Origin of the sequence: Nocardia rhizosphaerihabitans (assembly GCF_014646295.1) — a bacterium.
GTDB lineage: Bacteria > Actinomycetota > Actinomycetes > Mycobacteriales > Mycobacteriaceae > Nocardia > Nocardia rhizosphaerihabitans.
The window spans coordinates 229,184-250,511 of sequence record NZ_BMNE01000006.1; the positions used below are offsets into that span (position 1 = coordinate 229,184).

Annotated in this window: 19 protein-coding genes; 12 read left to right on the forward strand and 7 right to left on the reverse strand. The window is 70.7% G+C overall.

The genetic code is table 11. From position 1 onward, the window contains the following. Nucleotides 1–87: 87 nt before the first annotated feature. Together IEY60_RS25395 and IEY60_RS25400 are read right to left on the reverse strand one after the other, a co-directional pair. On the reverse strand, nucleotides 88–1,635 hold the full coding sequence (locus IEY60_RS25395; protein ID WP_189032991.1) for a glycerol-3-phosphate dehydrogenase/oxidase: 1,548 nt from the start codon (nucleotides 1,633–1,635) through the stop codon (nucleotides 88–90). Continuing rightward, complete coding sequence (locus tag IEY60_RS25400) at nucleotides 1,625–2,245, reverse strand: TetR/AcrR family transcriptional regulator (RefSeq protein WP_189032992.1); 621 nt, start codon at nucleotides 2,243–2,245, stop codon at nucleotides 1,625–1,627. Before IEY60_RS25400 ends, IEY60_RS25395 begins: the two co-directional genes overlap by 11 nt. Here IEY60_RS25400 and IEY60_RS36280 point away from each other — a divergent pair. From IEY60_RS36280 to IEY60_RS25410, 3 genes are all read left to right on the forward strand, one after another. Beyond that, nucleotides 2,235–2,360, forward strand: coding sequence for a hypothetical protein (locus tag IEY60_RS36280; RefSeq protein ID WP_268241492.1), 126 nt, complete (start codon nucleotides 2,235–2,237; stop codon nucleotides 2,358–2,360). The genes IEY60_RS25400 and IEY60_RS36280 overlap by 11 nt on opposite strands. A 79-nt stretch (nucleotides 2,361–2,439) precedes the next feature. After that, on the forward strand, nucleotides 2,440–4,068 hold the full coding sequence (locus IEY60_RS25405) for an FAD-binding oxidoreductase (RefSeq protein ID WP_189032993.1): 1,629 nt from the start codon (nucleotides 2,440–2,442) through the stop codon (nucleotides 4,066–4,068). After that, entirely contained in the window at nucleotides 4,065–5,015 is a 951-nt protein-coding gene (locus IEY60_RS25410; RefSeq protein ID WP_189032994.1) for a YegS/Rv2252/BmrU family lipid kinase, read from the forward strand. Before IEY60_RS25405 ends, IEY60_RS25410 begins: the two co-directional genes overlap by 4 nt. 11 nt (nucleotides 5,016–5,026) lie before the next feature. Here IEY60_RS25410 and IEY60_RS25415 read toward each other — a convergent pair whose 3' ends face one another. Next, the gene (locus IEY60_RS25415; protein ID WP_229740110.1) at nucleotides 5,027–5,722 is read right to left on the reverse strand and encodes an AAA family ATPase; all 696 of its coding nucleotides are present in this window, start codon (nucleotides 5,720–5,722) and stop codon (nucleotides 5,027–5,029) included. 312 nt (nucleotides 5,723–6,034) lie between these two features. Between IEY60_RS25415 and IEY60_RS25420 the strand changes: the two genes are divergently transcribed. The 9 genes from IEY60_RS25420 to proB all read left to right on the forward strand — a co-directional run bounded on the left by IEY60_RS25420 (nucleotide 6,035) and on the right by proB (nucleotide 18,305). After that, nucleotides 6,035–8,713 (forward strand): valine--tRNA ligase, encoded by a 2,679-nt coding sequence (locus IEY60_RS25420; protein ID WP_189032995.1) that lies wholly within the window; start codon nucleotides 6,035–6,037, stop codon nucleotides 8,711–8,713. A gap of 86 nt (nucleotides 8,714–8,799) precedes the next feature. Next, the gene (gene folC, locus IEY60_RS25425; RefSeq protein ID WP_189033281.1) at nucleotides 8,800–10,170 is read left to right on the forward strand and encodes a bifunctional tetrahydrofolate synthase/dihydrofolate synthase; all 1,371 of its coding nucleotides are present in this window, start codon (nucleotides 8,800–8,802) and stop codon (nucleotides 10,168–10,170) included. Beyond that, nucleotides 10,167–10,595, forward strand: coding sequence for a DUF4233 domain-containing protein (locus tag IEY60_RS25430; protein WP_189032996.1), 429 nt, complete (start codon nucleotides 10,167–10,169; stop codon nucleotides 10,593–10,595). Before folC ends, IEY60_RS25430 begins: the two co-directional genes overlap by 4 nt. A 9-nt stretch (nucleotides 10,596–10,604) precedes the next feature. Then, on the forward strand, nucleotides 10,605–11,021 hold the full coding sequence (gene ndk / locus IEY60_RS25435) for a nucleoside-diphosphate kinase (protein WP_189032997.1): 417 nt from the start codon (nucleotides 10,605–10,607) through the stop codon (nucleotides 11,019–11,021). A gap of 488 nt (nucleotides 11,022–11,509) precedes the next feature. Then, nucleotides 11,510–14,656 carry a translation initiation factor IF-2 N-terminal domain-containing protein gene (locus IEY60_RS25440; RefSeq protein ID WP_229740111.1) on the forward strand — a complete coding sequence of 1,049 codons (3,147 nt, stop codon included), beginning with the start codon at nucleotides 11,510–11,512 and terminating at the stop codon, nucleotides 14,654–14,656. 227 nt (nucleotides 14,657–14,883) lie between these two features. Continuing rightward, complete coding sequence (gene rplU, locus IEY60_RS25445) at nucleotides 14,884–15,195, forward strand: 50S ribosomal protein L21 (protein WP_110039506.1); 312 nt, start codon at nucleotides 14,884–14,886, stop codon at nucleotides 15,193–15,195. A 22-nt stretch (nucleotides 15,196–15,217) separates the two neighbouring features. Then, complete coding sequence (gene rpmA / locus IEY60_RS25450; RefSeq protein WP_022567181.1) at nucleotides 15,218–15,484, forward strand: 50S ribosomal protein L27; 267 nt, start codon at nucleotides 15,218–15,220, stop codon at nucleotides 15,482–15,484. A gap of 121 nt (nucleotides 15,485–15,605) precedes the next feature. After that, complete coding sequence (gene obgE, locus IEY60_RS25455) at nucleotides 15,606–17,060, forward strand: GTPase ObgE (protein WP_189032999.1); 1,455 nt, start codon at nucleotides 15,606–15,608, stop codon at nucleotides 17,058–17,060. 129 nt (nucleotides 17,061–17,189) lie between these two features. Then, nucleotides 17,190–18,305, forward strand: coding sequence for a glutamate 5-kinase (proB, locus tag IEY60_RS25460; RefSeq protein ID WP_444543807.1), 1,116 nt, complete (start codon nucleotides 17,190–17,192; stop codon nucleotides 18,303–18,305). Here the strand turns inward: proB and IEY60_RS25465 are convergent. The 4 genes from IEY60_RS25465 to IEY60_RS25480 are packed head-to-tail and all read right to left on the reverse strand — an operon-like array spanning nucleotide 18,295 to nucleotide 21,174. After that, nucleotides 18,295–18,609 (reverse strand): DUF6191 domain-containing protein, encoded by a 315-nt coding sequence (locus IEY60_RS25465; RefSeq protein ID WP_189033000.1) that lies wholly within the window; start codon nucleotides 18,607–18,609, stop codon nucleotides 18,295–18,297. The genes proB and IEY60_RS25465 overlap by 11 nt on opposite strands. 33 nt (nucleotides 18,610–18,642) lie before the next feature. Beyond that, nucleotides 18,643–20,034, reverse strand: a complete 1,392-nt coding sequence (locus tag IEY60_RS25470) for a hypothetical protein (RefSeq protein WP_189033001.1) — start codon at nucleotides 20,032–20,034, stop codon at nucleotides 18,643–18,645. Beyond that, complete coding sequence (locus IEY60_RS25475) at nucleotides 20,034–20,405, reverse strand: hypothetical protein (protein ID WP_189033002.1); 372 nt, start codon at nucleotides 20,403–20,405, stop codon at nucleotides 20,034–20,036. The genes IEY60_RS25470 and IEY60_RS25475 overlap by 1 nt, the downstream gene beginning before the upstream one ends. 34 nt (nucleotides 20,406–20,439) lie before the next feature. Beyond that, a complete protein-coding gene (locus tag IEY60_RS25480) occupies nucleotides 20,440–21,174 on the reverse strand; it encodes an ESX secretion-associated protein EspG (protein ID WP_189033003.1) in 735 nt (244 codons plus the stop codon). Nucleotides 21,175–21,328 lie beyond the last annotated feature (154 nt).

Genomic DNA, 21,328 nt, shown 5'->3' on the forward strand with positions numbered 1-21,328 from the left:
CGTGCGGTCGGCTACCGACGACGGCCCGCGCCGCCGCGCGACGGGGTAGCGGCAGCGCGATCCGCCGTGCAGCCGCCACGGCCGCCGTCAGCTGCCGACGACGGCCCGGGCGAAGGCGGCTTCCGCGGCGGGAGTGGCGGCGGCGCGGTCGGACGGGACCAGGCCGATGCGGGAGCGGCGGTCGAGCAGGTCGTCGACGGTGAGGGCGCCCTCGTGGCTGATGGCGAAGTCGAATTCGGCGGCGGTGACGTCGATTCCGGGGGCGACCGGTTCGCGCAGGGCTGGGTCGGCCAGCCAGGCCGAGACGATCTGGCCTGCCTCGCTGCCGTAGCGCTCGATGAGGACCGGGGGTGCGTCGATGCGGTCGCGCGCCGCGCCCGCGACCGCGCCGACCAGGGGCAGGCGGGTCGTGCGGCAGTTCGACGCGGGCAGCGCGGCGTGGGCGACGGCGGCGTCGACGGCGTCCTGGGCCATCTGGCGGTAGGTGGTGAGCTTGCCGCCGACGACGGTGATCAGGCCGTCGGGGGAGGTGAGGACCGCGTGCTCGCGGGAGATGTCGGCGGTGCTGTCGTCGGCGGTCTTCAGCAGCGGGCGCAGCCCGGCGAAGCGGCCGCGGATGTCGGCGCGGGTCAGCGGTTCGCGCAGCGCGGTGTTGATGGTGTCGAGCAGGAAGTCGATCTCGGCTTCGGTGGGCTGCGGCTCGTCCGGGATCGGGCCGGGCGCGTCCTCGTCGGTGAGACCGAGGTAGACGCGGCCGTGCGCGGCCGGGAGCGCGAAGACGAAGCGGCTGATGCTGCCGGGGACCGGCACCGTCAGCGCCGCGCTCAGGCCGCCGAACGCGGCGGCGTCGAACACCAGGTGGGTGCCGCGGCTCGGCCGCAGTTCGATGCTGTGGTCGACCTCGCCCGCCCACACGCCGGTCGCGTTGATCACCGCGCGGGCCCGCACGGTCAGCGCCTCGCCCGTGCGCGTGTCGCGCAGCTGGACCGAATCGCCGGTCGCGGCAACGGCTTCCATGCGGGTGAGCACGGTCGCGCCCTCGGCGGCCGCGGTGCGGGCCAGGGCGACGACAAGGCGCGCGTCGTCGACGAGCTGACCGTCCCAGGCCTGCAGACCGCCGCGCAGCCCCTCGCGGCGCACGGTCGGAGCCAGCCGCAGTGCCTCGGCGGCGGCGACCCGGCGTGAGCGCGGCAGGGTGCCGGCGGAGGTGCGGGCGGCGATGCGCAGGGCGTCACCGGCGGCGAAACCCGCACGGATGAGCGAACTCTGGGCCGTCTTGATACCGGGCAGCAGCGGAACCAGCTGGGGGAGCGGGCGCACCAGGTGTGGCGCGGTGGTCCGCAGCATGATGCCGCGCTCGACCGCGCTCTCGTGCGCGATCCCGACCCGCCCGCTCGCCAGGTATCGCAGGCCGCCGTGCACCAGTTTCGAACTCCAGCGGCTGGTGCCGAACGCGAAGTCGGTGCGCTCGACCAGCAGGGTGCGCAATCCGCGTGCGGCCGCGTCGAGCGCGACACCGGCGCCGGTCACGCCACCGCCGATCACCAGGACGTCGACTTCGGGCCGATCCCCCAGGGCGGTCAGGTCGGCGGCGCGGCGGGTCGCGTTGAGGGCGAACTTCGAATCAGGAGTCATCACAGTCCTTCTCGCGTGGCGGGAGCAGGTAACCCTCGATCGCCCTCGACAACTCCGCGTCGAACTGCGCACCGGCCAGCAGCCGCTCCACCGTGCCCGCGGACTGCACCGCGGACTGGGTGATGAGCAGCAGCATGGCCGCCATCTGCTCGGCATCGCCCGCGCGGATCGATCCGTCTTCGTGGCCGAGCCGGATCTCTGCCGCGAACAGCTCGATCAGCGTGCGCTGGTTGCGCCCCAGCCGTCCGAACACATAGGTCAGCATCAGATCGGTGTCGGTGCGGAAGATCTTGGCGAACACCGCGTTCGCCCGGATCGCCGCGGCACCGGCGACGATGCCACGGACCAGCCGGTCCCGGCCGAGGCCGACATCGGGCATGGTCTCGCCGACGATCGTGCGTAACTCGCGCACGAGCAGTTCGGCGATCAGCGACCCGGTGTCGGGCCAGCGCCGGTACACCGTCGGCCTGCTGACCCCGGCGCGGCGCGCCACTTCGGTGAGAGTGGTGCGACGGACACCGAAGTCGACGACGCAGGCTCGCGTGGCATCGAGAATCGCCACGTCGGTGGGCGAGAGTTGCTCGTCCGCGTTGGTCGCGATGTCGATCATCGTGCTTCACCCCGGTGTGTTCGGCGGCGCCGGATCCGGCGCCGTGGTCGAGCTGGCAACGCTCAAGGGTATCGAGCGGACCAGCGGGGTCGGTGTCGTGAATGCGGGGCAGTGACATCCGACAGCGGCCGGATGTCGACTCGAGGACATATCGTACTGGTTACTGCTTGACACTATATGTCAGAATGTAACGCATGGTCGAGACGCAACCCGAAAATTCCGGTGCCACCACCCTGCAGCCGAGTATGGTGTGGGACGCCTGGGGTGTCCCCGCTGGACACCAGCCCCTGTCGGCGCAGATCCGCGGCCTGCTCGCGCAGGTGTTCGGTATCTCGGGCGAGCCGGTGGCGCGTCGCGACGAGGGCGACGTGCCGCTGCGCCCCTCCACTCTCACGGCCGGCGATCGGGCCGGACTCACGGCCATCGTGGGTGACGAACATCTCAGCACCGACGATGTCGTCCGGCTGCGCCACGCGGGCGGCAAGAGCACCCCGGATCTGCTGCGCCGCCGGGCCGACGGCCCGCAGGACGCGCCCGACGCGATCCTCTTCCCCGCCGATCACGCCCAGGTCCTGGCCCTGCTGGCCTACTGCTCCGAGCACGGGATCGCCGTCGTCCCGTTCGGCGGCGGCACCAGCGTGGTCGGCGGGGTCGATCCGGTGCGCGGGCAGTTCGCGACCGTCGTCGCGCTGGATCTGCGCAGGCTCGACACCGTCACCGGGGTCGACCCGGTGAGCGGCCTGGCGACCTTGGGCGCCGGTCTCACCGGACCGCGGGCGGAGGCACTGCTCGGCGAGCACGGGCTCTCGCTCGGGCACTTCCCGCAGAGCTTCGAGTTCGCGACCATCGGCGGGTTCGCCGCGACCAGATCGTCGGGTCAGGCCTCGGCGGGCTACGGCCGATTCGACGACATGGTCGAGCGACTGGTCGTCGCCACCCCGCAGGGCACCGTCGAGCTCGGCCGGGCGCCTGCCTCGGCCGCCGGGCCGGACCTGCGTGAGCTGTTCGTTGGCTCCGAGGGCACCCTCGGCATCATCACCTCGGTGACGCTGCGCGTGCACCCGATCCCGGAAACCACTGCCTACCAGGCCTGGTCGTTCCCCGACTTCGCCACCGGCGCGGCCGCGCTGCGCTCGCTGGTGCAGACCGGCGCGGCACCGACGGTGCTGCGGCTGTCCGACGAAGCCGAGACCGGGCTGAACCTGGCCCGCTCCGGTGACGTCGGTGGCGCCCCGGTCACGGGCTGTCTGGCCATCACCACCTACGAGGGCACCGAGGAGCACGTCGCCGCCCGCGCGCTGGAGGCGAGCGGACTGCTGACCGCCGCCGGCGGCACCGCGCTCGGCGACGCACCCGCCCAGCAGTGGGAGCACGGCCGCTTCGCCGCGCCATACCTGCGGGACGCGCTGCTCGACGTCGGTGTGCTGTGCGAGACCCTGGAGACCGCGACCACCTGGGCGAATCTGTCGAACCTGAAGACCAAGGTCACCGGCGCGCTGATGGATTCGCTGGGCGCGCAGGGCACGCCCGCGCTGGTGATGTGCCATATCTCGCACACCTATCCGACCGGCGCCTCGCTGTACTTCACGATCGTCGCCAAGCAACTCGACGACCCGATCGCGCAGTGGCATATCGCCAAGTCCGCGGTCGGTGACGCGATCATCGCCGCGGGCGGCACCATCACCCACCACCACGCCGTCGGCGCCGACCACCGTCCGTGGATGTCGGCCGAGGTCGGCGACCTGGGCGTTCGCGTGTTGCGCGCGGTAAAACGCGAACTCGACCCCGCCGGGGTGCTCAATCCTGGAAAGCTGGTGCCGTGAGCGAACTTTCGGTGCGGCGGGTGCTCGTCGTCACGAATCCGCATTCGGGTGCGGGGCGGGGTGACGGCGTCGCCGAGGCGGTGCTGGAGCGGCTGCTGGCCCAGGGTGTCGAGGTGGCCGAGGTGCGGGCGCCCAGCGCGGCCGAATCGGTCGAGCAGGTCAGGGCGGCCGTCCAGAGCGAGCTCCGGCGGCCCGACGCGGTGATCTGCGTCGGCGGCGACGGGCTGATGAACGTGCTGCTGGCCGCGGTCGCGCACAGCACCGTGCCGCTGGGCCTGGTCCCCGCGGGTACCGGCAACGACCTGGCCAGGGAGCTCGGCATCCCGACCGGCGATCCGCACGCGGCCACCGACATCGTGCTGCGCGGGCGGGTCCGCCACATCGACCTCGGCCGGATCGAGTCGACGTATGCGACACCCACCTGGTTCGCGACCGTCGTCGGCACCGGCTTCGACGCGCGGGTCACCTTGCGCGCCAACAAGATGCGTTACCCGCGCGGTCCGCTGCGCTACACCGTGGCCGCGGTGGCCGAGCTGATGCGTGGCTACACACTGCCGTTCACCATCGAGCTGTCGGGCCTCGCGCCCGGCGCGCTCGACAACCCCGACGGCGAACAGGCGGTGGTCCACACCGATGCCGTGATGGCCCCGATCGGCAACACCCGCACCTACGGCGGCGGCATGCTGGTCTGCCCGGAGGCGCTCGCCGACGACGGCTACCTCGACATCACCGTGGTCGGCGCGGTCTCCCGGCTCGAGATGGCGCGGCTGCTGCCCGCCCTGTCGGCGGGCAAGCGCATCGACCACCCGTCGACCAAGCGCTACCGCGCCCGGCGCATCACCGTCACCGCCGACGGCGGCTACGCCACGGCCGACGGCGAACCCGCGGGGATGCTGCCGGTCACCGTGCAGGCGATGCCGGGCGCGCTGACGGTGCTGGTGCCGTAGGCCGGGAGTGCTCAGGCGGCGTCGAAGGTGATGCGGGTGACGGCGCTGAGGGTCGGCCGGTCGACGATCACCACCGACGCCGACTCCAACGGCGCCGGGTCCGTCGGCACCGAACCGCGCGCACCCAGGGACTGCATCATCCGCTCCCATCGGCGGCAGTGCGCGGAGAACGCCACGCTGTTGACCCGCCTGCCCCGGGTGACCTGACCGTGCCTGGCCTGCGTCGGCGGCACGTCGATCAGCACCATGTGCAGTTCACGGCGTCCGGCCTGCGCCCAGCGGGCGATCATCCGGCGGCTCCAGGCGAAGGTCGCGCAGTCGTGGATCGCCACCGGCCCGTCGGCGGTGCGCAGCGCCTCGCGAATCGCGCGGTAGTGCGCCAGGTGCACCAGCGGCCGCCACAGCGGATACGGCAGCAGGCCGAGCCGGTGCCGCAGCCGGTTGCGGGTGTGATTCGAATCGAGCACCAGCGCACCCGATGCCGTGCGCACCGGCTCCTCGGCGTCGGGGCCCGCGGCGAAGAAGCGGTGTAGCGCAGTGGATTTGCCCGCGCCGGGCACCCCGGCGAAGACCAGCACGCTGGTGGCGGGGTAGTGGAGCTGGTCGACTTCGCCCGCGCGTAGGTCCACCAGCGCGTGGGGAGCGATGATCCGCGGCGGCGCGGATCGGGGCGGGGGAGTCGCGGCGGAATCGAGCGGGGGCGTCACCCTCTCCAGACTCCGGGAAAACGGACAATTCGGCAATCGGGAATTACCCGGATGTTCGGCGGACACGACTGGCTCACAACAACTTCCGCGTGTCGTTGTGCCCAGGTGACAAATAGTCGCCCGGCGGTGGGGGCGAAGCTGAGAATTGCCTATGGATCCCCCGGGCCGTGGTGAATCGCCGGTAGTATCACAGGGGTAGACGGAGTCTTCGGTGTCCCTCATCCACCGAAGATTCCGTCTCTGTTTTTTCGGCGCTGCCGTGCTGTGGCGGGGGGCGTCAATTGCTTTGCCGGGGCCCCTTAGGATTGGTGGGTGACCAGCGCAGCCCCAGACAACTCGCGTAATCGTGCCGATGCCCTGCCCAAGAGCTGGAACCCCAGCGAGGTAGAGGCCGACCTGTACGAGGGCTGGGTAGCCGCCGGATACTTCGGCGCCGATGCGACCAGCGGCAAGCCCGCCTACTCGATCGTGCTGCCGCCGCCGAATGTCACCGGCACCCTGCACATGGGCCACGCCCTCGACCACACCCTCATGGACACCCTCACCCGCCGCAAGCGGATGCAGGGCTACGAGGTGCTGTGGCTGCCCGGCATGGACCACGCGGGCATCGCGACCCAGACCGTGGTGGAGAAGCAGCTCGCCGCCGACGGTAAGACCAAAGAGGACTTCGGCCGCGAGCTGTTCATCGACAAGGTGTGGGACTGGAAGCGCGAGTCCGGCGGCGCCATCCAGTGGCAGATGCGCGCGCTCGGCGACGGCGTCGACTGGAGCCGCGACCGCTTCACCATGGACGAGGGCCTCTCGCGTGCCGTCCGCACCATCTTCAAGCGCATGTACGACGCGGGCCTGATCTACCGGGCCGAGCGCCTGGTGAACTGGTCGCCGGTGCTCGAGACCGGCATCTCGGACCTCGAGGTCGACTACAAGGACGTCGAGGGCGAGCTGGTCTCGCTGCGCTACGGCTCGCTCGACGACAACGAACCGCACGTCGTCGTCGCGACCACCCGCGTGGAGACGATGCTGGGTGACACCGCCGTGGCCGTGCACCCCGACGATCCGCGCTACGCCGCGATGATCGGCACCACCGTCTACCACCCGATCACCGGCACCCAGATCCCGGTCATCGCCGACGACTACGTCGACCCGGAGTTCGGCACCGGCGCGGTGAAGATCACCCCCGCGCACGACCCCAACGACTTCGAGATGGGCCTGCGGCACAACCTGCCGATGCCGACGATCATGGACGAGGGCGGCCGGATCACCGGCACCGGAACCGAATTCGACGGCATGGACCGCTTCGAGGCCCGGGTGAAGGTGCGCGAGCGCCTCGAAGCCGAGGGCCGCGTCGTCGCGGAGAAGCGGCCGTACGTGCACAGCGTCGGCCACTCCGAGCGCTCCGGCGAGCCGATCGAGCCGCGCCTGTCGATGCAGTGGTGGGTCAAGGTCGAGTCGCTGGCCAAGGCCGCCGGTGACGCCGTCCGCGACGGCGACGTGAAGATCCACCCAGCCAGCCAGGAACCGCGCTGGTTCGACTGGGTCGACAACATGCACGACTGGTGCATCTCGCGTCAGCTGTGGTGGGGTCACCGCATCCCGATCTGGTACGGCCCCGAGGGCGAGATCGTGTGCCTCGGCCCGGACGAGGAAGCGCCCGAGGGCTGGGTGCAGGACCCGGACGTGCTCGACACCTGGTTCTCCTCGGGCCTGTGGCCGTTCTCCACGATGGGCTGGCCCGAGGCCACCCCGGAGCTGGCGAAGTTCTATCCGACCAGCGTGCTGGTCACCGGCTACGACATCCTGTTCTTCTGGGTGGCCAGGATGATGATGTTCGGCATGTTCGTCAGCGACGATCCCGCGCTCACCGTCGGCAAGGGCGGACAGAAGCAGGTGCCGTTCGAGGACGTCTTCCTGCACGGCCTGATCCGCGACCAGTTCGGCAAGAAGATGTCGAAGTCGCGTGGCAACGGCATCGACCCGCTGGACTGGATCAACTCCTACGGCGCCGACGCGCTGCGCTTCACCCTGGCCCGCGGCGCCCAGCCCGGCGGCGACCTGTCGGTCGGCGAACCGCACGCGCTGGCCTCGCGCAGCTTCGTCACCAAGCTGTTCAACGCCACCAAGTTCGCGCTGATGAACGGCGCGCGCTCCGGTGAGCTGCCCCCGCGCGAGACCCTCACCGACACCGATCGCTGGATCGTCGACCGGCTCGACGAGGTGCGCGCCGAGGTCGACGCCGCCTTCGACGCCTACGAGTTCGGCAAGGCCTGCGAGGCGCTGTACCACTTCGCCTGGGACGAACTGTGCGACTGGTACCTGGAACTGTCGAAGGTGCAGTTCGCGGAGTCCGACGCGCGCGCCGAGAGCACCGCGGTGGTGCTCGGCACCGTGCTCGACGCGGTCCTGCGCCTGCTGCACCCGGTGATCCCGTTCGTCACCGAGACCCTGTGGAAGGCACTGACCGGCGGCGAGTCGGTCGTGGTCGCGCCCTGGCCTGCCGCGAGTGGCATCGCCACCGACACCGTCGCCGCGCAGCGGGTCGCCGACACGCAACGCCTGATCACCGAGATCCGCCGCTTCCGCAGCGATCAGGGCCTGGCCGACAAGCAGAGGGTGAAGGCCACCCTGGTCGGCCTGGATGCGGCCGGGCTCGGCGCGTTCGCCGGCTCGGTGGCCAACCTGGCCCGCCTGACCGAACCGGGTGACGACTTCGCAACCACCGCCGAGGTGCAGGTCCGCCTGTCCGGCGCGACGGTCACCGTGCAGCTCGACACCTCCGGCGCCATCGACCTCGACGCCGAACGCCGCAGGCTGGAGAAGGATCTCGCGGTCGCGCAGAAGGACCTCGACACCACCACGGCCAAGCTGGGCAACGAGGCGTTCCTGGCCAAGGCGCCGCAGCAGGTCGTCGACAAGATCACCGGCCGCCGGGATGTGGCCGCGGCCGAAGTCGCGCGCATCGGCGCCCGTCTGGCGGAGCTGAGCGGCAAGTGAACGACGAGCCGGAGCCGCAGTACGAAGCCGACGACCACCGCCCGGCTCCACTCGGCGCCGGGCCGTCGCCGGTCGACCTGGCCGAGATGGCGCTGGTCGAGGCCGAGCTGGACAAGCGCTGGCCGGAAACCAAGATCGAGCCGTCGCTGACCCGGATCGCCACGCTGATGGATCTGCTGGGCAACCCGCAGCGCAACTACCCGGCGATCCACGTCGCAGGCACCAACGGCAAGACGTCGGTGACCAGGATGATCGACGCCCTGCTCACCGCGCTGCACCGGCGCACCGGCCGGATCACCAGCCCGCACCTGCAGCTGGCGACCGAGCGGATCAGCATCGACAATGCCCCGATCAGCCCGGCCCGCTACGTGGAGACCTTCCGCGAACTCGAGCCATACATCGGGATGATCGACCAGCAGTCCGAGGCGGTCGGCGGCCCGGCGATGAGCAAGTTCGAGGTGCTCACCGGCATGGCGTTCGCCGCTTTCGCCGAGGCGCCGGTGGACGTGGCCGTCGTGGAAACCGGCATGGGCGGTACCTGGGACGCCACCAATGTGATCGACGGGCAGGTCGCGGTGATCACCCCGATCGGCCTGGACCACACCGAGTATCTCGGCCCCGACCTCGCCTCGATCGCCAAGGAGAAGGCCGGGATCATCAAGCGCGCGCCCGAGGCGCTGATCCCGGTCGACACCGTCGCGGTGATCGCCGAGCAGGAGCCCGAGGTGATGGACGTGCTGCTGCGCAGGGCCGTCGAGGTCGACGCCGCGGTGGCCCGCGAGGGCGCGGAGTTCCGGGTGCTGGAGCGGGCCGTCGCCGTCGGTGGTCAGCTGCTCACCCTGCAAGGACTCGGCGGCGTCTACGACGAGATCTTCCTGCCGCTGCACGGCGAGCACCAGGCCCGCAACGCCTCGCTCGCGCTGGCCGCGGTGGAGGCGTTCTTCGGGGCGGGCGCGGATCGTCAGCTCGACATCGAGGCGGTGCGCGCCGGCTTCGCGAGCGCGGCCAGCCCCGGCCGGATGGAACGGATGCGCAACGCGCCGACCATCTTCGTCGACGCGGCGCACAATCCCGCGGGCGCGCAGGCGCTGGCGAACACCCTCACCAGCGAGTTCGACTTCCGCAAGCTGGTCGGCGTCGTCGCCGTGCTCGCGGACAAGGACGCGGCGGGCATCCTGGACGCACTGGAACCGGTGTTCGACGAGATCGTGGTCACCAGCAACGGTTCGCCGCGCGCCATGGAGGTCGACGCGCTCGCCGACCTGGCCGTCCAGCGTTTCGGCGACGAGCGGGTGATCACCGCCGACACCCTGCCCGACGCCCTGGAATCGGCGATCGCGCTGGCCGAGCAGGCGGGCGACGAGGGTGACGTGATCTCGGGCGCGGGCGTCGTCGTCACCGGTTCGGTGGTGACCGCGGGCGCCGCGCGCGCCCTCTTCGGAAAGGGTCCGGCATGAGTGAGGTTCCACCCCCGGCCACCGACCCGTGGAAGGGTCTGCGCGGGGTCATGGCGGGCACCTTGGTCCTCGAGGCCATCGTGGTGCTGCTGGCACTGCCGGTGGTCGCCGACGTCGGCGGCGGGATCACCTGGTTCTCCGGCACCTATCTCGTTGTGCTGGCGTTGCTGATGGTCCTCGGCGCGGGCGTGCAGCGGAAGTCGTGGGCGATCCCGTTCAACCTCGGTCTGCAGGTGTTGCTGCTGGCGGGCACGTTCATCCACCTGTCGATCGGGATCATCGGCCTGGTGTTCGCCGCGGTGTGGGCGTTCATCCTCGTCCTGCGCTCGGACGTGCAGCGCCGGATGGACGCGGGCCTGCTGCCCAGTCAGCGGATGGGCGGCCGAACCGACACGAGTTCGGCTCAGGGCGGCGACGCCGGTTAGAGTGACGCCGTGACTGAGCAGACTTTGGTACTCATCAAGCCGGACGGCGTCTCCCGTGGCCTCGTCGGCGAGGTGCTCGCCCGCATCGAGCGCAAGGGCCTGACCCTCAAGGCGCTGGAGCTGAAGAACGTGTCGACCGAGCTCGCCGAAGAGCACTACGCCGAGCACGCCGAGCGCCCGTTCTTCGGTTCGCTCATCGAATTCATCACCTCGGGCCCGGTCGTGGCGGCCGTGCTGGAGGGTCCGCGCGCGATCGCGGCGTTCCGTCAGCTCGCCGGTGGCACCGATCCGGTCGAGAAGGCAACCCCGGGCACCATCCGCGGTGACTTCGGTCTGGAGACCCAGTTCAACCTCGTTCACGGTTCCGACTCGCCCGAGTCCGCCAAGCGTGAGATCGCGCTCTGGTTCCCCGAATTTCCTGCTTGATTCGCGCTGTACTCGCTCGTCGCGTCCGGTGCGGGCGCGACGGGCTCGAGCGGCCCGAGTTCGCGTGAGTTGCGCCGATGGCGATCCCCGCGCGAACCGTATGGGATACTGACTACGGATGTGTTCGACGCCGATGCTCAAACAGGGCGGTTGGTGACAGCCTGTCGCGCAGGTACGCGACAGCGGTGACGGACATGACCGGATGACACCGCGGTTGGATGCCGATCATCGCTGCCACGGACGACCCTGTTGCTGGGGTTGCCCGCGCAGGCACGCTGGATGAGCGCTCGGAGCGTGGCGTCACGCCGCACAGCCAGGCGCCGCGTGACCGGTTGGCCCGCCAGATCGATCGAGGTGAGACCGGACACGCGGGGCGAGACCAGATGACCCTCGTACCATCGGGTACGAGGTGCACGGACGATGCCCCCGCGTCGGCCGCGTCACTCCCGTACCGGGGATGGACGCGCCCGGGGGCCCGAGGAGACTTCGTGGCCGATACAGAGCCGCTGGACACAACACAACAGGATGCCGATCAATTGCCGGAGCGAATTCGAGTTCATGCACTGGCCAAGCGGTTGGGAGTGACCAGCAAACGCATCCTGGCCAAACTGGCCGAGCTGGGGGCCGAGGCCCGCAGCGTTCAATCGAATGTGGATCGCGCCGTCGCCGAGACGGTGCGCGACGCGATCGCCGCCGCTGACGCCGACACCGGCGAATCCCCGGCATCCACCACCGCGGCGGCTGCCAAGCCTCCGACCGCCCCCGTCGCCGAGCAGCCGGCCGACACGACCACCGCGCCCGCGCCGATGTTCTCGGCACCCGAGGTCGCGCGCACCGACGAAGTGTTCGCCGCCATGGCCGACGACGCGCACACCGGCCTGTTCACCCACCGGACCACCGAGGAGCCTGCCCCGGCCCCGGCCGAGCCGGTGACCTTCGAGGCGCCCGCCTTCACGGCGCCGCTGTTCCTGCCGCCGGACGCCACCGCCGCCGAGGAGGCGCGCAAGCGCCGCCGCGCCGAGCGGACCGTCAAGCGCACCGAGGAGCCGGTCGAGGAGGTCGAGCCCGAGACCGACACGGCCGAGGACGAGTCCGCCGACGTCGATGCCGCCGGTGACAACGATGCCGACGGTCAGCCGCGGCGCCGTCGTCGTGGCCGTCGTGGTCGCGGCCGTGGGCGTGGCGAGCAGTCCGCCGACGGTGAGGACACCGACACCGACGACACCGAGGACGACACCGCCCCGGCAGCCGAAGCCGCCACCGACGAGGCCGAGCAGGCCGAGGACGTCGAGACCGACACCGAGGACGAGGACGATTCGCAGCCCGAGGGCGCGAGCCGTCGCCGTCGCCGTCGTCGCCGCCGCAAGGTCGGCGGGGAGTCCGGCGAGGCCGACACGTCCTCGGAGGACGATCCGCCGAACACCGTCGTGCACGAGCGCGAGCCGCGCAACAAGAGCCGTAGCCGGTCCGGGTCCGACGAGGTGCAGGGCATCTCCGGTTCCACCCGGCTCGAGGCCAAGCGTCAGCGCCGTCGTGACGGCCGCGAGGCAGGGCGCCGACGTCCGCCGATCCTGACCGAGTCGGAGTTCCTGGCCCGCCGCGAGGCGGTCGACCGGGTGATGGTCGTGCGGGAGAAGGCGTTCGACGCCGCCGAGCACGCGCCGGGTCACCAGATCACCACCCAGGTCGCGGTGCTCGAGGACAACATCCTCGTCGAGCACTTCGTGACCAGTTCCGGCCAGGCGTCGATGGTGGGCAACGTCTACCTCGGCAAGGTGCAGAACGTGCTGCCCAGCATGGAGGCGGCGTTCATCGACATCGGCCGTGGCCGCAACGGCGTGCTCTACGCCGGTGAGGTGAACTGGGATGCCGCCGGTCTGGGCGGCAAGGAGCGCAAGATCGAGCAGGCGCTCAAGCCCGGCGATCAGGTGCTGGTGCAGGTGTCCAAGGACCCGGTCGGTCACAAGGGCGCCCGTCTGACCACCCAGATCTCGCTGGCCGGTCGCTTCCTGGTGTACGTGCCGGGCGGCACCTCCACCGGGATCAGCCGCAAGCTGCCCGACACCGAGCGCAAGCGGCTCAAGGAGATCCTGCGCGAGATCGTGCCCGCCGACGCGGGCGTGATCATCCGGACCGCGTCCGAGGGTGTCAGCGAGCCCGAGCTGGCGCGCGACGTCGAGCGTCTGCAGGCCACCTGGCGCACCATCGAAGAGGCGGCGGCCAAGGAGTCCAACGCGCCGAAGGCTCTCTACGAAGAGCCCGACATGCTGGTCAAGGTCATCCGCGATCTGTTCAACGAGGACTTCGCCAGGCTGGTCATCGAGGGTGACCGCGCGTGGAGCACCGTCGAGACCTACGTGCGCACCGTCGCGCCCGATCTGCTGCCGCGGGTGAACCGGCACGAGAACAACGGTGTCGACGTGTTCGATGCCTTCCGCATCGATGAGCAGCTGGCCAAGGCGCTCGACCGCAAGGTGTGGCTGCCCTCGGGCGGCACCCTGGTGATCGACCGGACCGAGGCGATGACCGTCGTCGACGTCAACACCGGCAAGTTCACCGGTTCGGGCTCGTCGAACCTGGAGGAGACGGTCACCAAGAACAACTTGGAGGCTGCCGAGGAGATCGTGCGCCAGATGCGGCTGCGCGACATCGGCGGCATGATCGTCGTCGACTTCATCGACATGGTGCTCGAATCCAACCGTGACCTGGTGCTGCGCAGGCTCACCGAGGCACTGGGCCGGGATCGCACCCGCCACCAGGTCTCGGAGGTGACCTCGCTGGGCCTGGTCCAGATGACCCGCAAGAAGCTGGGCACCGGATTGGTCGAGGCGTTCTCCACCACCTGTGAGCACTGCCATGGTCGCGGCATCCTCGTGCACTCCTACCCGGTGGACGCCGGGTCGGGTGTCGACGAGCAGGCGGGCCGGGCCAAGGAGGGCGGTTCGCGCCGCCGTCGCGGCAAGGACAAGGGCCAGGACAAGCAGGCCGCCGCGTCCGCCGCACCGTCGACCAACGGCACCGCACCGGCCGCCGAGCACGATGAGGAGGACATCGCGGTCAAGCGGGCCCATCCGGTCGCGCTCGCGATGGCCGCCCACCACGGTGAGGACGCGGACGAGACGACGACGGCCGAGCAGGTCGCGGTCGAGGAGACCGTCGCCGCCGAGCCGACCCGGCGTTCGCGTTCGCGTTCGCGCCGGTCGAGCCGGAGCGCGGCAGCCGGCGAGCAGGCCGCGGAGAGCCAGGCGCTGACCGGGGTCATCCCGGCCGAGCCGGAAGTCCCGGCCGAGGAGCCCGCGACTGCGGTCGAGCCGGTGGAGGTGGCCACCGAACCGGCGGGCGCCGAGGTCGAGCCCGAGGCCGTAGTCGCCGAGCCCGAACCGGACGAGGTCGAGCAGGCCCCCGTCGCCGAGGAGCCTGCCCCGCACGCGCCCCGCAGGCGTCGCGTGGCCCGTTCGACGGCCGCTCCGGCAGCCGACAGTGCGGGTGCGGTGTTCGTGCTCTCAGCCAACGATCAGCCGCCCGCGGCGGCCGTGGTGGACTTCGCCGCCGAGCCGGTGATCGTCCCGGAACGGAAGCCGCGCCGTCGCGCGGTGGCGCGTCCCGCGGGCGCGCCTGCCGCCGAATCGAAGTAGCCGCAGGCCCCCGATTCGGCCCTGACCGGCCGAATTGGGGGTGGGGTTGCCGTTCTGGTAACCTAGGTCGGTCGCTGCCCCGCGATTGGGCATCTGGCCGAACGGCCGGATGATTCCGCAGGCAGCCAAACGTTCTTCCCCCGCCCTGCGGGGATGAGCCCAGAAATACGCGTCGCAGCTGTGGCGTGGACATGTGCAGGACCAACGTGAGTGGAGGAAGCCGACCGATGGCAGCGTACGCAATCGTCAAGACCGGCGGAAAGCAGTACAAGGTCGCGGTCGGTGACCTGGTGAAGGTCGAGAAGATCGAGGGCGAGCCCGGCACCGCCGTGGCCCTGACCCCGGTTCTCGTCGTCGACGGCGCCGATCTGACCACCGACGCCGACAAGCTGGCCAAGATCTCCGTGGCCGCCGAGGTCGTCGACCAGACCAAGGGTCCGAAGATCCGGATCCACAAGTTCAAGAACAAGACCGGCTACCACAAGCGCCAGGGTCACCGTCAGCCGCTGACGGTCATCAAGGTCACCGGCATCAAGTAAGACATCCCGAGGAGACGAAGCAATGGCACATAAGAAGGGTGCATCCAGCTCCCGGAACGGTCGTGATTCGAACGCCCAGCGCCTCGGCGTGAAGCGCTTCGGTGGCCAGAAGGTCAGCGCGGGCGAGATCCTCGTCCGTCAGCGCGGAACCCACTTCCACCCCGGCGTGAACGTCGGTCGTGGCGGCGACGACACCCTGTTCGCCCTCGCGGCGGGCGCGGTCGAGTTCGGCACCAAGCGTGGCCGCAAGACCGTCAACATCGTCGTCCCGGAGCCGGCCCAGGCCTGACCGCCTGGAGCGTCAGCTCCCCACGGACACCGGAGCGGGTCAGGGTTGTTTCCCTGACCCGCTCCGTCGTGTTCGCCCACCCTTACCGCAATCGACCAGTCAGAAGGAGGAGGATCAACCCATGTCCAAATTCATCGACCGCGTCGTGCTGCATGTTCGTGCCGGTAGAGGTGGACACGGTTGCGCCTCGGTGCATCGTGAGAAGTTCAAGCCGTTGGGTGGACCAGACGGCGGCAACGGCGGCAACGGCGGGGACGTGATCCTCGAAGTCGACGGCAACGTCCACACCCTGCTCGATTTCCATTTCCACCCGCACGCCAAGGCGGGCAACGGCAAGCCCGGCGAGGGCGGCAACCGTGACGGCAAGATGGGCACCGATCTGGTGCTGAAGGTGCCCGACGGCACCGTCGTCGTCGACTCCGACGGCGAGGTCGTCGTCGACCTCGTCGGTGTCGGCAACCGGTTCGTCGTCGCCAAGGGCGGCCGCGGCGGTCTCGGCAACGCCTCGCTGGCCTCCAAGGCGCGCAAGGCCCCCGGTTTCGCACTGCTCGGTGAAGAGGGCCAAGAGCTCGACCTGGTCCTGGAGCTGAAGTCGGTCGCCGACGTCGGCCTGGTCGGGTTCCCGTCGGCGGGCAAGTCCTCGCTGGTCTCGGTGCTCTCCGCGGCCAAGCCGAAGATCGCCGACTACCCGTTCACCACCCTGGTCCCGAACCTGGGCGTGGTCGCCAGCGGCGACACGACTTTCACCGTCGCCGACGTGCCGGGTCTGATCCCCGGCGCCAGCGACGGCCGTGGCCTGGGCCTGGACTTCCTGCGCCACCTCGAGCGCTGCGCGGTGCTCGCGCACGTCGTCGACTGCGCGACCCTGGAGCCGGGCCGCGACCCGGTCTCCGACGTCGACGCGCTCGAGGCCGAACTGGCCGCCTACAAGCCGGCCCTGGCCGGTGACGCCAGCCTGGGCGACCTCGCCGACCGCCCCCGCGTGGTCATCCTCAACAAGACCGACGTCCCCGACGCCGCCGAACTGGCCGAGATGGTGACCCCCGAGTTCACCGAACGCGGCTGGCCGGTGTTCGAGATCTCCGCGGTGAGTCGCGCCGGTCTGCGCCCGCTGACCTTCGCACTGGCCGACATGGTCCGCCAGTATCGCGAAGATCACCCGAAGGCCGCTCCGAAGCGCACGGTGATCCGCCCGATCGCGACCGACGAGTCCGGTTTCAGTGTGATCGCCGACCCGCAGGAGCCGGGTGGCTTCATCGTGCGCGGCACCCGGCCGGAGCGCTGGGTGCGCCAGACCCAGTTCGACAACGACGAAGCCGTCGGCTACCTGGCCGACCGCCTGGCCCGCCTCGGCGTCGAGGCCGAGCTGGTCAAGCAGGGTGCCGAGCCGGGTTGCTCGGTCACGATCGGCGATGTGTCGTTCGAGTGGGAGCCGCAGGTGTCCGCCGGTGTCGACATCGTGCCGACCGGCCGCGGTACCGACATCCGGCTGGAGAACAACGACCGCGTCGGCGCGGCCGAGCGCAAGCTCGCCTCGCGTGCGCGTCGCGGTTTGCTCGACGAAGACGGGAAGTAGGGGTCCGGCCGCGTCGGCGCCGGTCGAAAACCGGTGTCGGACGCGGCCGTTCGATCGGCATACTGCGGTGGGTCACCGGCATGAGCTGGGACCGTCGACGACGGTGATCGCGGTGCAGGGAGTTAGGCAATGCAGGTGAGTTCGGAGTTGAGTGCAGCGCGCCAGGCCATCGTGTCGGCGCGCGCGGTCGTGGTGAAGATCGGTTCGTCGGCGCTGACCAGCCTCGAGGGCGGTCTCGACACCGATCGGCTCGACCGGCTGGCCGACGCCGTCGAAGCGCGCATGCGCGCCGGGTCGGACGTGGTGGTCGTGTCCTCGGGCGCGATCGGCGCCGGCATCGCGCCGCTCGGATTGTCCCGCAGGCCCAAGGATCTCGCCACCAAACAGGCCGCGGCCAGCGTCGGCCAGCTGGCCCTCGCGCACGCCTGGGGCACCTCGTTCGCCCGCTACGACCGCACCGTCGGCCAGGTCCTGCTCTCCGCCGACGACTTCGCCCGCCGCGAGCACCACCGCAATGCCCAGCGCACCCTCGACCGGTTGCGTTCGCTCGGCGCGATCGCCGTGGTCAACGAGAACGACACCGTCGCGACGGAAGAGATCCGCTTCGGCGACAACGACCGCCTCGCCGCCCTGGTGGCACACCTGGTCGGCGCCGACGCCCTGATCCTGCTGTCGGACGTCTCCGGCCTCTACGACGGCGACCCGCGCAAGGGCGCCGCGAACTTCATTCCCGAGGTGCGCAGCAGCGCCGACCTCGACGGCGTCATCGCGGGCAGCGGCGGCGCGCTCGGCACCGGCGGCATGGCATCGAAACTGTCCGCCGCCCGTCTCGCCGCCGACGCCGGCATCCCCGTCCTGCTCGCCTCGGCCGCCGACGCCGCGACCGCGCTCGCCGACGGCACCGTCGGCACCGCCTTCGCCGCCCGCCCGGTCCGCCTGTCCGGCCGCAAGTTCTGGGTCCGCCACGCCGCCGACACCCGCGGCTCGGTCCTCATCGACGCGGGCGCCGTCGAAGCCGTCGCCAAACGCCGCTCCCTCCTCGCCGCGGGCATCACCGGCGTCCGCGGCCGCTTCTTCGGCGGCGACGTCGTCGACCTGGTCAGCCCCGACAACCGCGTGGTAGCCCGCGGCGTGGTCGAATACGACAGCACCGAACTGTCCACCATGCTCGGCCGCTCCACCACCGAACTCCCCGACACCATGCAGCGCCCGGTCATCCACGCCGACGACCTCGTCAAGGTCTGACGCCCACGCCGGCAGATTCGTCCGCCGGGGACGGATTCACTGTGCGCAGGTAGACCGTTCGCGTGTCGAGGTCGAGCTCACGGCCCGAGCCCGCCTCGACACGCACCAACTGCTTGGATTCACGTTCCTCGACAACGTGCTCGGACGCCGGATTGAACAGGCCGTCCAACACCGCCAGCATGCCGGGCCCGGCACCGGCGGTTCCGCGTGACTTGCGCCAGTAGATCCAGCCCCGCCGCTCCGCCCACAGTCCGAGCTGGTCGAGTCCGATCACGGCAGCGGCGAAGATCACCGCGACCAGCAAGCACTCCACAGCGTCCTCCATGTCCGGTGGCGATCACCGCCGCGGCGGGATGACGCCCGGCTGGTCGAGATCGAGCGGCGGCGCAGGTGGCGGCGTGTTCGGTTGCGGGCCAGGGACATTCGTGTCCGGAATCGGACCGGTGACACCCGGTTGCCCACCCGGATCGACCGGGCCCCCGGGCACCGGCGGTGCCGGTGCGATCCCATGCGGCTCGGGCGCGCGGGGTGCAGGCTGAGGCGCGGACGGTTCCGGCGCAGGTTGCTCCGAGGTGGGTGCGGGTGCTTGCGGCGCCGGTTCAGGTGCTCGCGGTGCGGGCGGCGGCGCCGACGGCACCGGTTGCTCCGAGGTGGGTGCGGGCTGTGGTGCCGGAACTTCCGGCGTGGGCTGTTCCGCGGTGGGCGCGGGCGCTTGCGGCGCAGGTTCGGGTGCTGGCGGTGCGGGCTGCGGCGCTGACGGTACCGGTTGCTCCGAGGAGGGCGGGGGCTGTGTTGCTGATGGTTCGGGTTGTGGCGCAGGCTGTTCCGAGGTGGGCGCGGGGTTCTGTGGCGCCGGTTCCGGAGTCGTCGGTGAGGGCTGTGGTGCTGATGTTTCCGGTTGTGGCGCAGGCTGTTCCGTGGTCGGCGAGGGGGTCTGCGGTGCCGGTTGGCCGGTGGTAGGTGATGGCGGCTGTTCCGGTGTCGTCGGGGCGGGTGCCGGTTGTTCTGTGGTCGACGGTGCCGGACTCTGGCTCGGTGCGGGGCTCTCCCCGGACGGCGGGGTCTGCGTGCCCGGTGCAGTCGCGCCGGGAGACTGCGAGGTACCGCCCTGCGTCGACTCACCCTGCGGTGCCCCGGGTTCCACGACCGAGCCGTTGCTCGAACCCCCCTGCCCCGCAGACGAACCCTGGGCGGCCCCGGGCGGCGCAGGCAACGCGGGCACCCCTGTTCCTGCGAGCGAATACGCGGGCTTGTAGATCATGTTCATCGCCAGCACCGCCTCCTGGCGCAGCGCTTCCGCCGCCATCTGGGCGTCGATGACATGGGCGGCCTCGAGCAACCGCGCGATGGTCCCGATCGGCCCGGAACCACCGGGCGCGACCACCGCGAGCTTCACCGCTTCCGCGGCGGCGGCGACCCCGCCGAGGCGGGCGCCGACCTCGCCGAACACCTCCGCCAGCTCGTCGAGCGCGGCCGCGAAGCTGCGGGTGCTGGCGATAGCGGCGTCGGCGGCGGCGCCCTCCCAGCCGGTCTCCTCGATGACCCGCTCGGCATTGGACCTGGTCAGCGGCATGGATGTGGTGAGGGCGGCGGCGCTTTCCAGCCAGTCCATCGACGCACTGAGCACGGCGGCCGCGTCGATCTGCTGGGTGCGCGCGTAGATCTGTTCGTGCGGCATGGACTCGAAATGTTCCATCGCACCGATGTAGGTGGGGTCGGTGCCGCTCATCAGCGCAGCCTCGTCTCGACGGCGCGCAGCGCGGCGGCCGCGGCGGCATCGGCCTCGTCCAGGAGACCGCCGCTGAGCAGGAACGCCTCCTTCATCCGGTAGGCGGCTTCGATGTAGTGATCGATCAGCTCGGCGGCGTCGCGCGCCTTGTGCGCGAAGCCTGCCTGCAGCTGCTGGGCGGAGACGAAACCACCGAATCCTTCTGCCTCGGAGGCGGATTCGAGACGCTGACGGAGCTGGGCGAGCCGATCGGCCTGCTGCTCGTAGAGGTCGGCGCACCGGCGCGCGGCATCGGGATCGAACTTCACGGTCCCCGCCGCGGCGGCGCTGCGGAACCGGGAGATCTCGGCTCTGCTGCTGTCGATCGTCATCGCGTCCCCTCCAGATCGTGCGTCGGCGTCCAGGCTAACCGGACCTTCTGGTGTTCGAACTGTGCACCGGTGCGAGCCTGCGCTGCAGTTGCGCGGCGAGCTGAGCGGCCGCCGCGGGCACGACGTGCACGGTTTCGCCCGCGCGCAGCAGGTAGCGGCCGTCGCCGGCCACATCGATCCAGCTGTAGTGCACCGGCGGCGCCGGGGTGTCCCGGTCGAGCCCGGTCTCGATGCGGATATGGCCTTCGGCGGTGTGCGGCTTGCGCAGCAGCCGCTGGATCCGGGGGACGGCGGGATGGGTCGCGATCACGGTTTCCTCGTCGCGGACAGCGGCGGTATCGGCCTCGCGCGCCGGTTCGCGGCCGGGTGGCGTGTCGGGCAGACAGGCGGCGACGCGGGCGCCGATCCCCGCGGTATGACCGATCGAAACACGCACGCTGCCACCGTAATCGGGGCGGGTGCCGGGTTCCTGGAGCACGAGCACCGCGTGGTCGAACACCGAGCAGGCGAGCAGCCGGATCTCGCTGCCGGGGGTGTGCGCGCCGCCGACGAGCACGATCCTGGCGTGGGGTGCGGCGATGATCCGCAGGCAGGCGGCGAGGTCGGGGTCGCCGCCGCCGGGTAGTCGGTGGTCCAGGCCCGCGCGCAAGCGGGCGGCCTCGTACTCGGTGCGTGGCGACTCGAGCACCCGGATCGGGAAGGGCATTCGGTCCTGACCGGATTCCCGCCACACGTGCGCGAATTCGTCAGCGCTGAAGGTCCATCCCATTGCCGATCCCATCCTTACCGAACCAGGACGAGCACAGCCTAACCGCAGTGTCCGATTCCGGCGCATCGATCACCCGCCAAACCTGCCGAATGGAACCTTCGGCCGTAATGAATAGGCAGAGGAGCATTTCGGCGGACGCACGTCCCCGCGGCGG

What these genes read in the sequence shown, in the direction of transcription:
- IEY60_RS25395 (WP_189032991.1), bottom strand. Translation starts at nt 1,635, where the DNA reads ATGACTCCTGATTCGAAGTTCGCCCTCAACGCGACCCGCCGCGCCGCC.
- IEY60_RS36280 (WP_268241492.1), top strand. Translation starts at nt 2,235, where the DNA reads ATGTCGATCATCGTGCTTCACCCCGGTGTGTTCGGCGGCGCCGGATCC.
- IEY60_RS25400 (WP_189032992.1), bottom strand. Translation starts at nt 2,245, where the DNA reads ATGATCGACATCGCGACCAACGCGGACGAGCAACTCTCGCCCACCGAC.
- IEY60_RS25405 (WP_189032993.1), top strand. Translation starts at nt 2,440, where the DNA reads ATGGTCGAGACGCAACCCGAAAATTCCGGTGCCACCACCCTGCAGCCG.
- folC (WP_189033281.1), top strand. Translation starts at nt 8,800, where the DNA reads ATGGCGCTGGTCGAGGCCGAGCTGGACAAGCGCTGGCCGGAAACCAAG.
- IEY60_RS25430 (WP_189032996.1), top strand. Translation starts at nt 10,167, where the DNA reads ATGAGTGAGGTTCCACCCCCGGCCACCGACCCGTGGAAGGGTCTGCGC.
- rplU (WP_110039506.1), top strand. Translation starts at nt 14,884, where the DNA reads ATGGCAGCGTACGCAATCGTCAAGACCGGCGGAAAGCAGTACAAGGTC.
- rpmA (WP_022567181.1), top strand. Translation starts at nt 15,218, where the DNA reads ATGGCACATAAGAAGGGTGCATCCAGCTCCCGGAACGGTCGTGATTCG.
- obgE (WP_189032999.1), top strand. Translation starts at nt 15,606, where the DNA reads ATGTCCAAATTCATCGACCGCGTCGTGCTGCATGTTCGTGCCGGTAGA.
- proB (WP_444543807.1), top strand. Translation starts at nt 17,190, where the DNA reads ATGCAGGTGAGTTCGGAGTTGAGTGCAGCGCGCCAGGCCATCGTGTCG.
- IEY60_RS25470 (WP_189033001.1), bottom strand. Translation starts at nt 20,034, where the DNA reads ATGAGCGGCACCGACCCCACCTACATCGGTGCGATGGAACATTTCGAG.
- IEY60_RS25475 (WP_189033002.1), bottom strand. Translation starts at nt 20,405, where the DNA reads ATGACGATCGACAGCAGCAGAGCCGAGATCTCCCGGTTCCGCAGCGCC.
- IEY60_RS25480 (WP_189033003.1), bottom strand. Translation starts at nt 21,174, where the DNA reads ATGGGATGGACCTTCAGCGCTGACGAATTCGCGCACGTGTGGCGGGAA.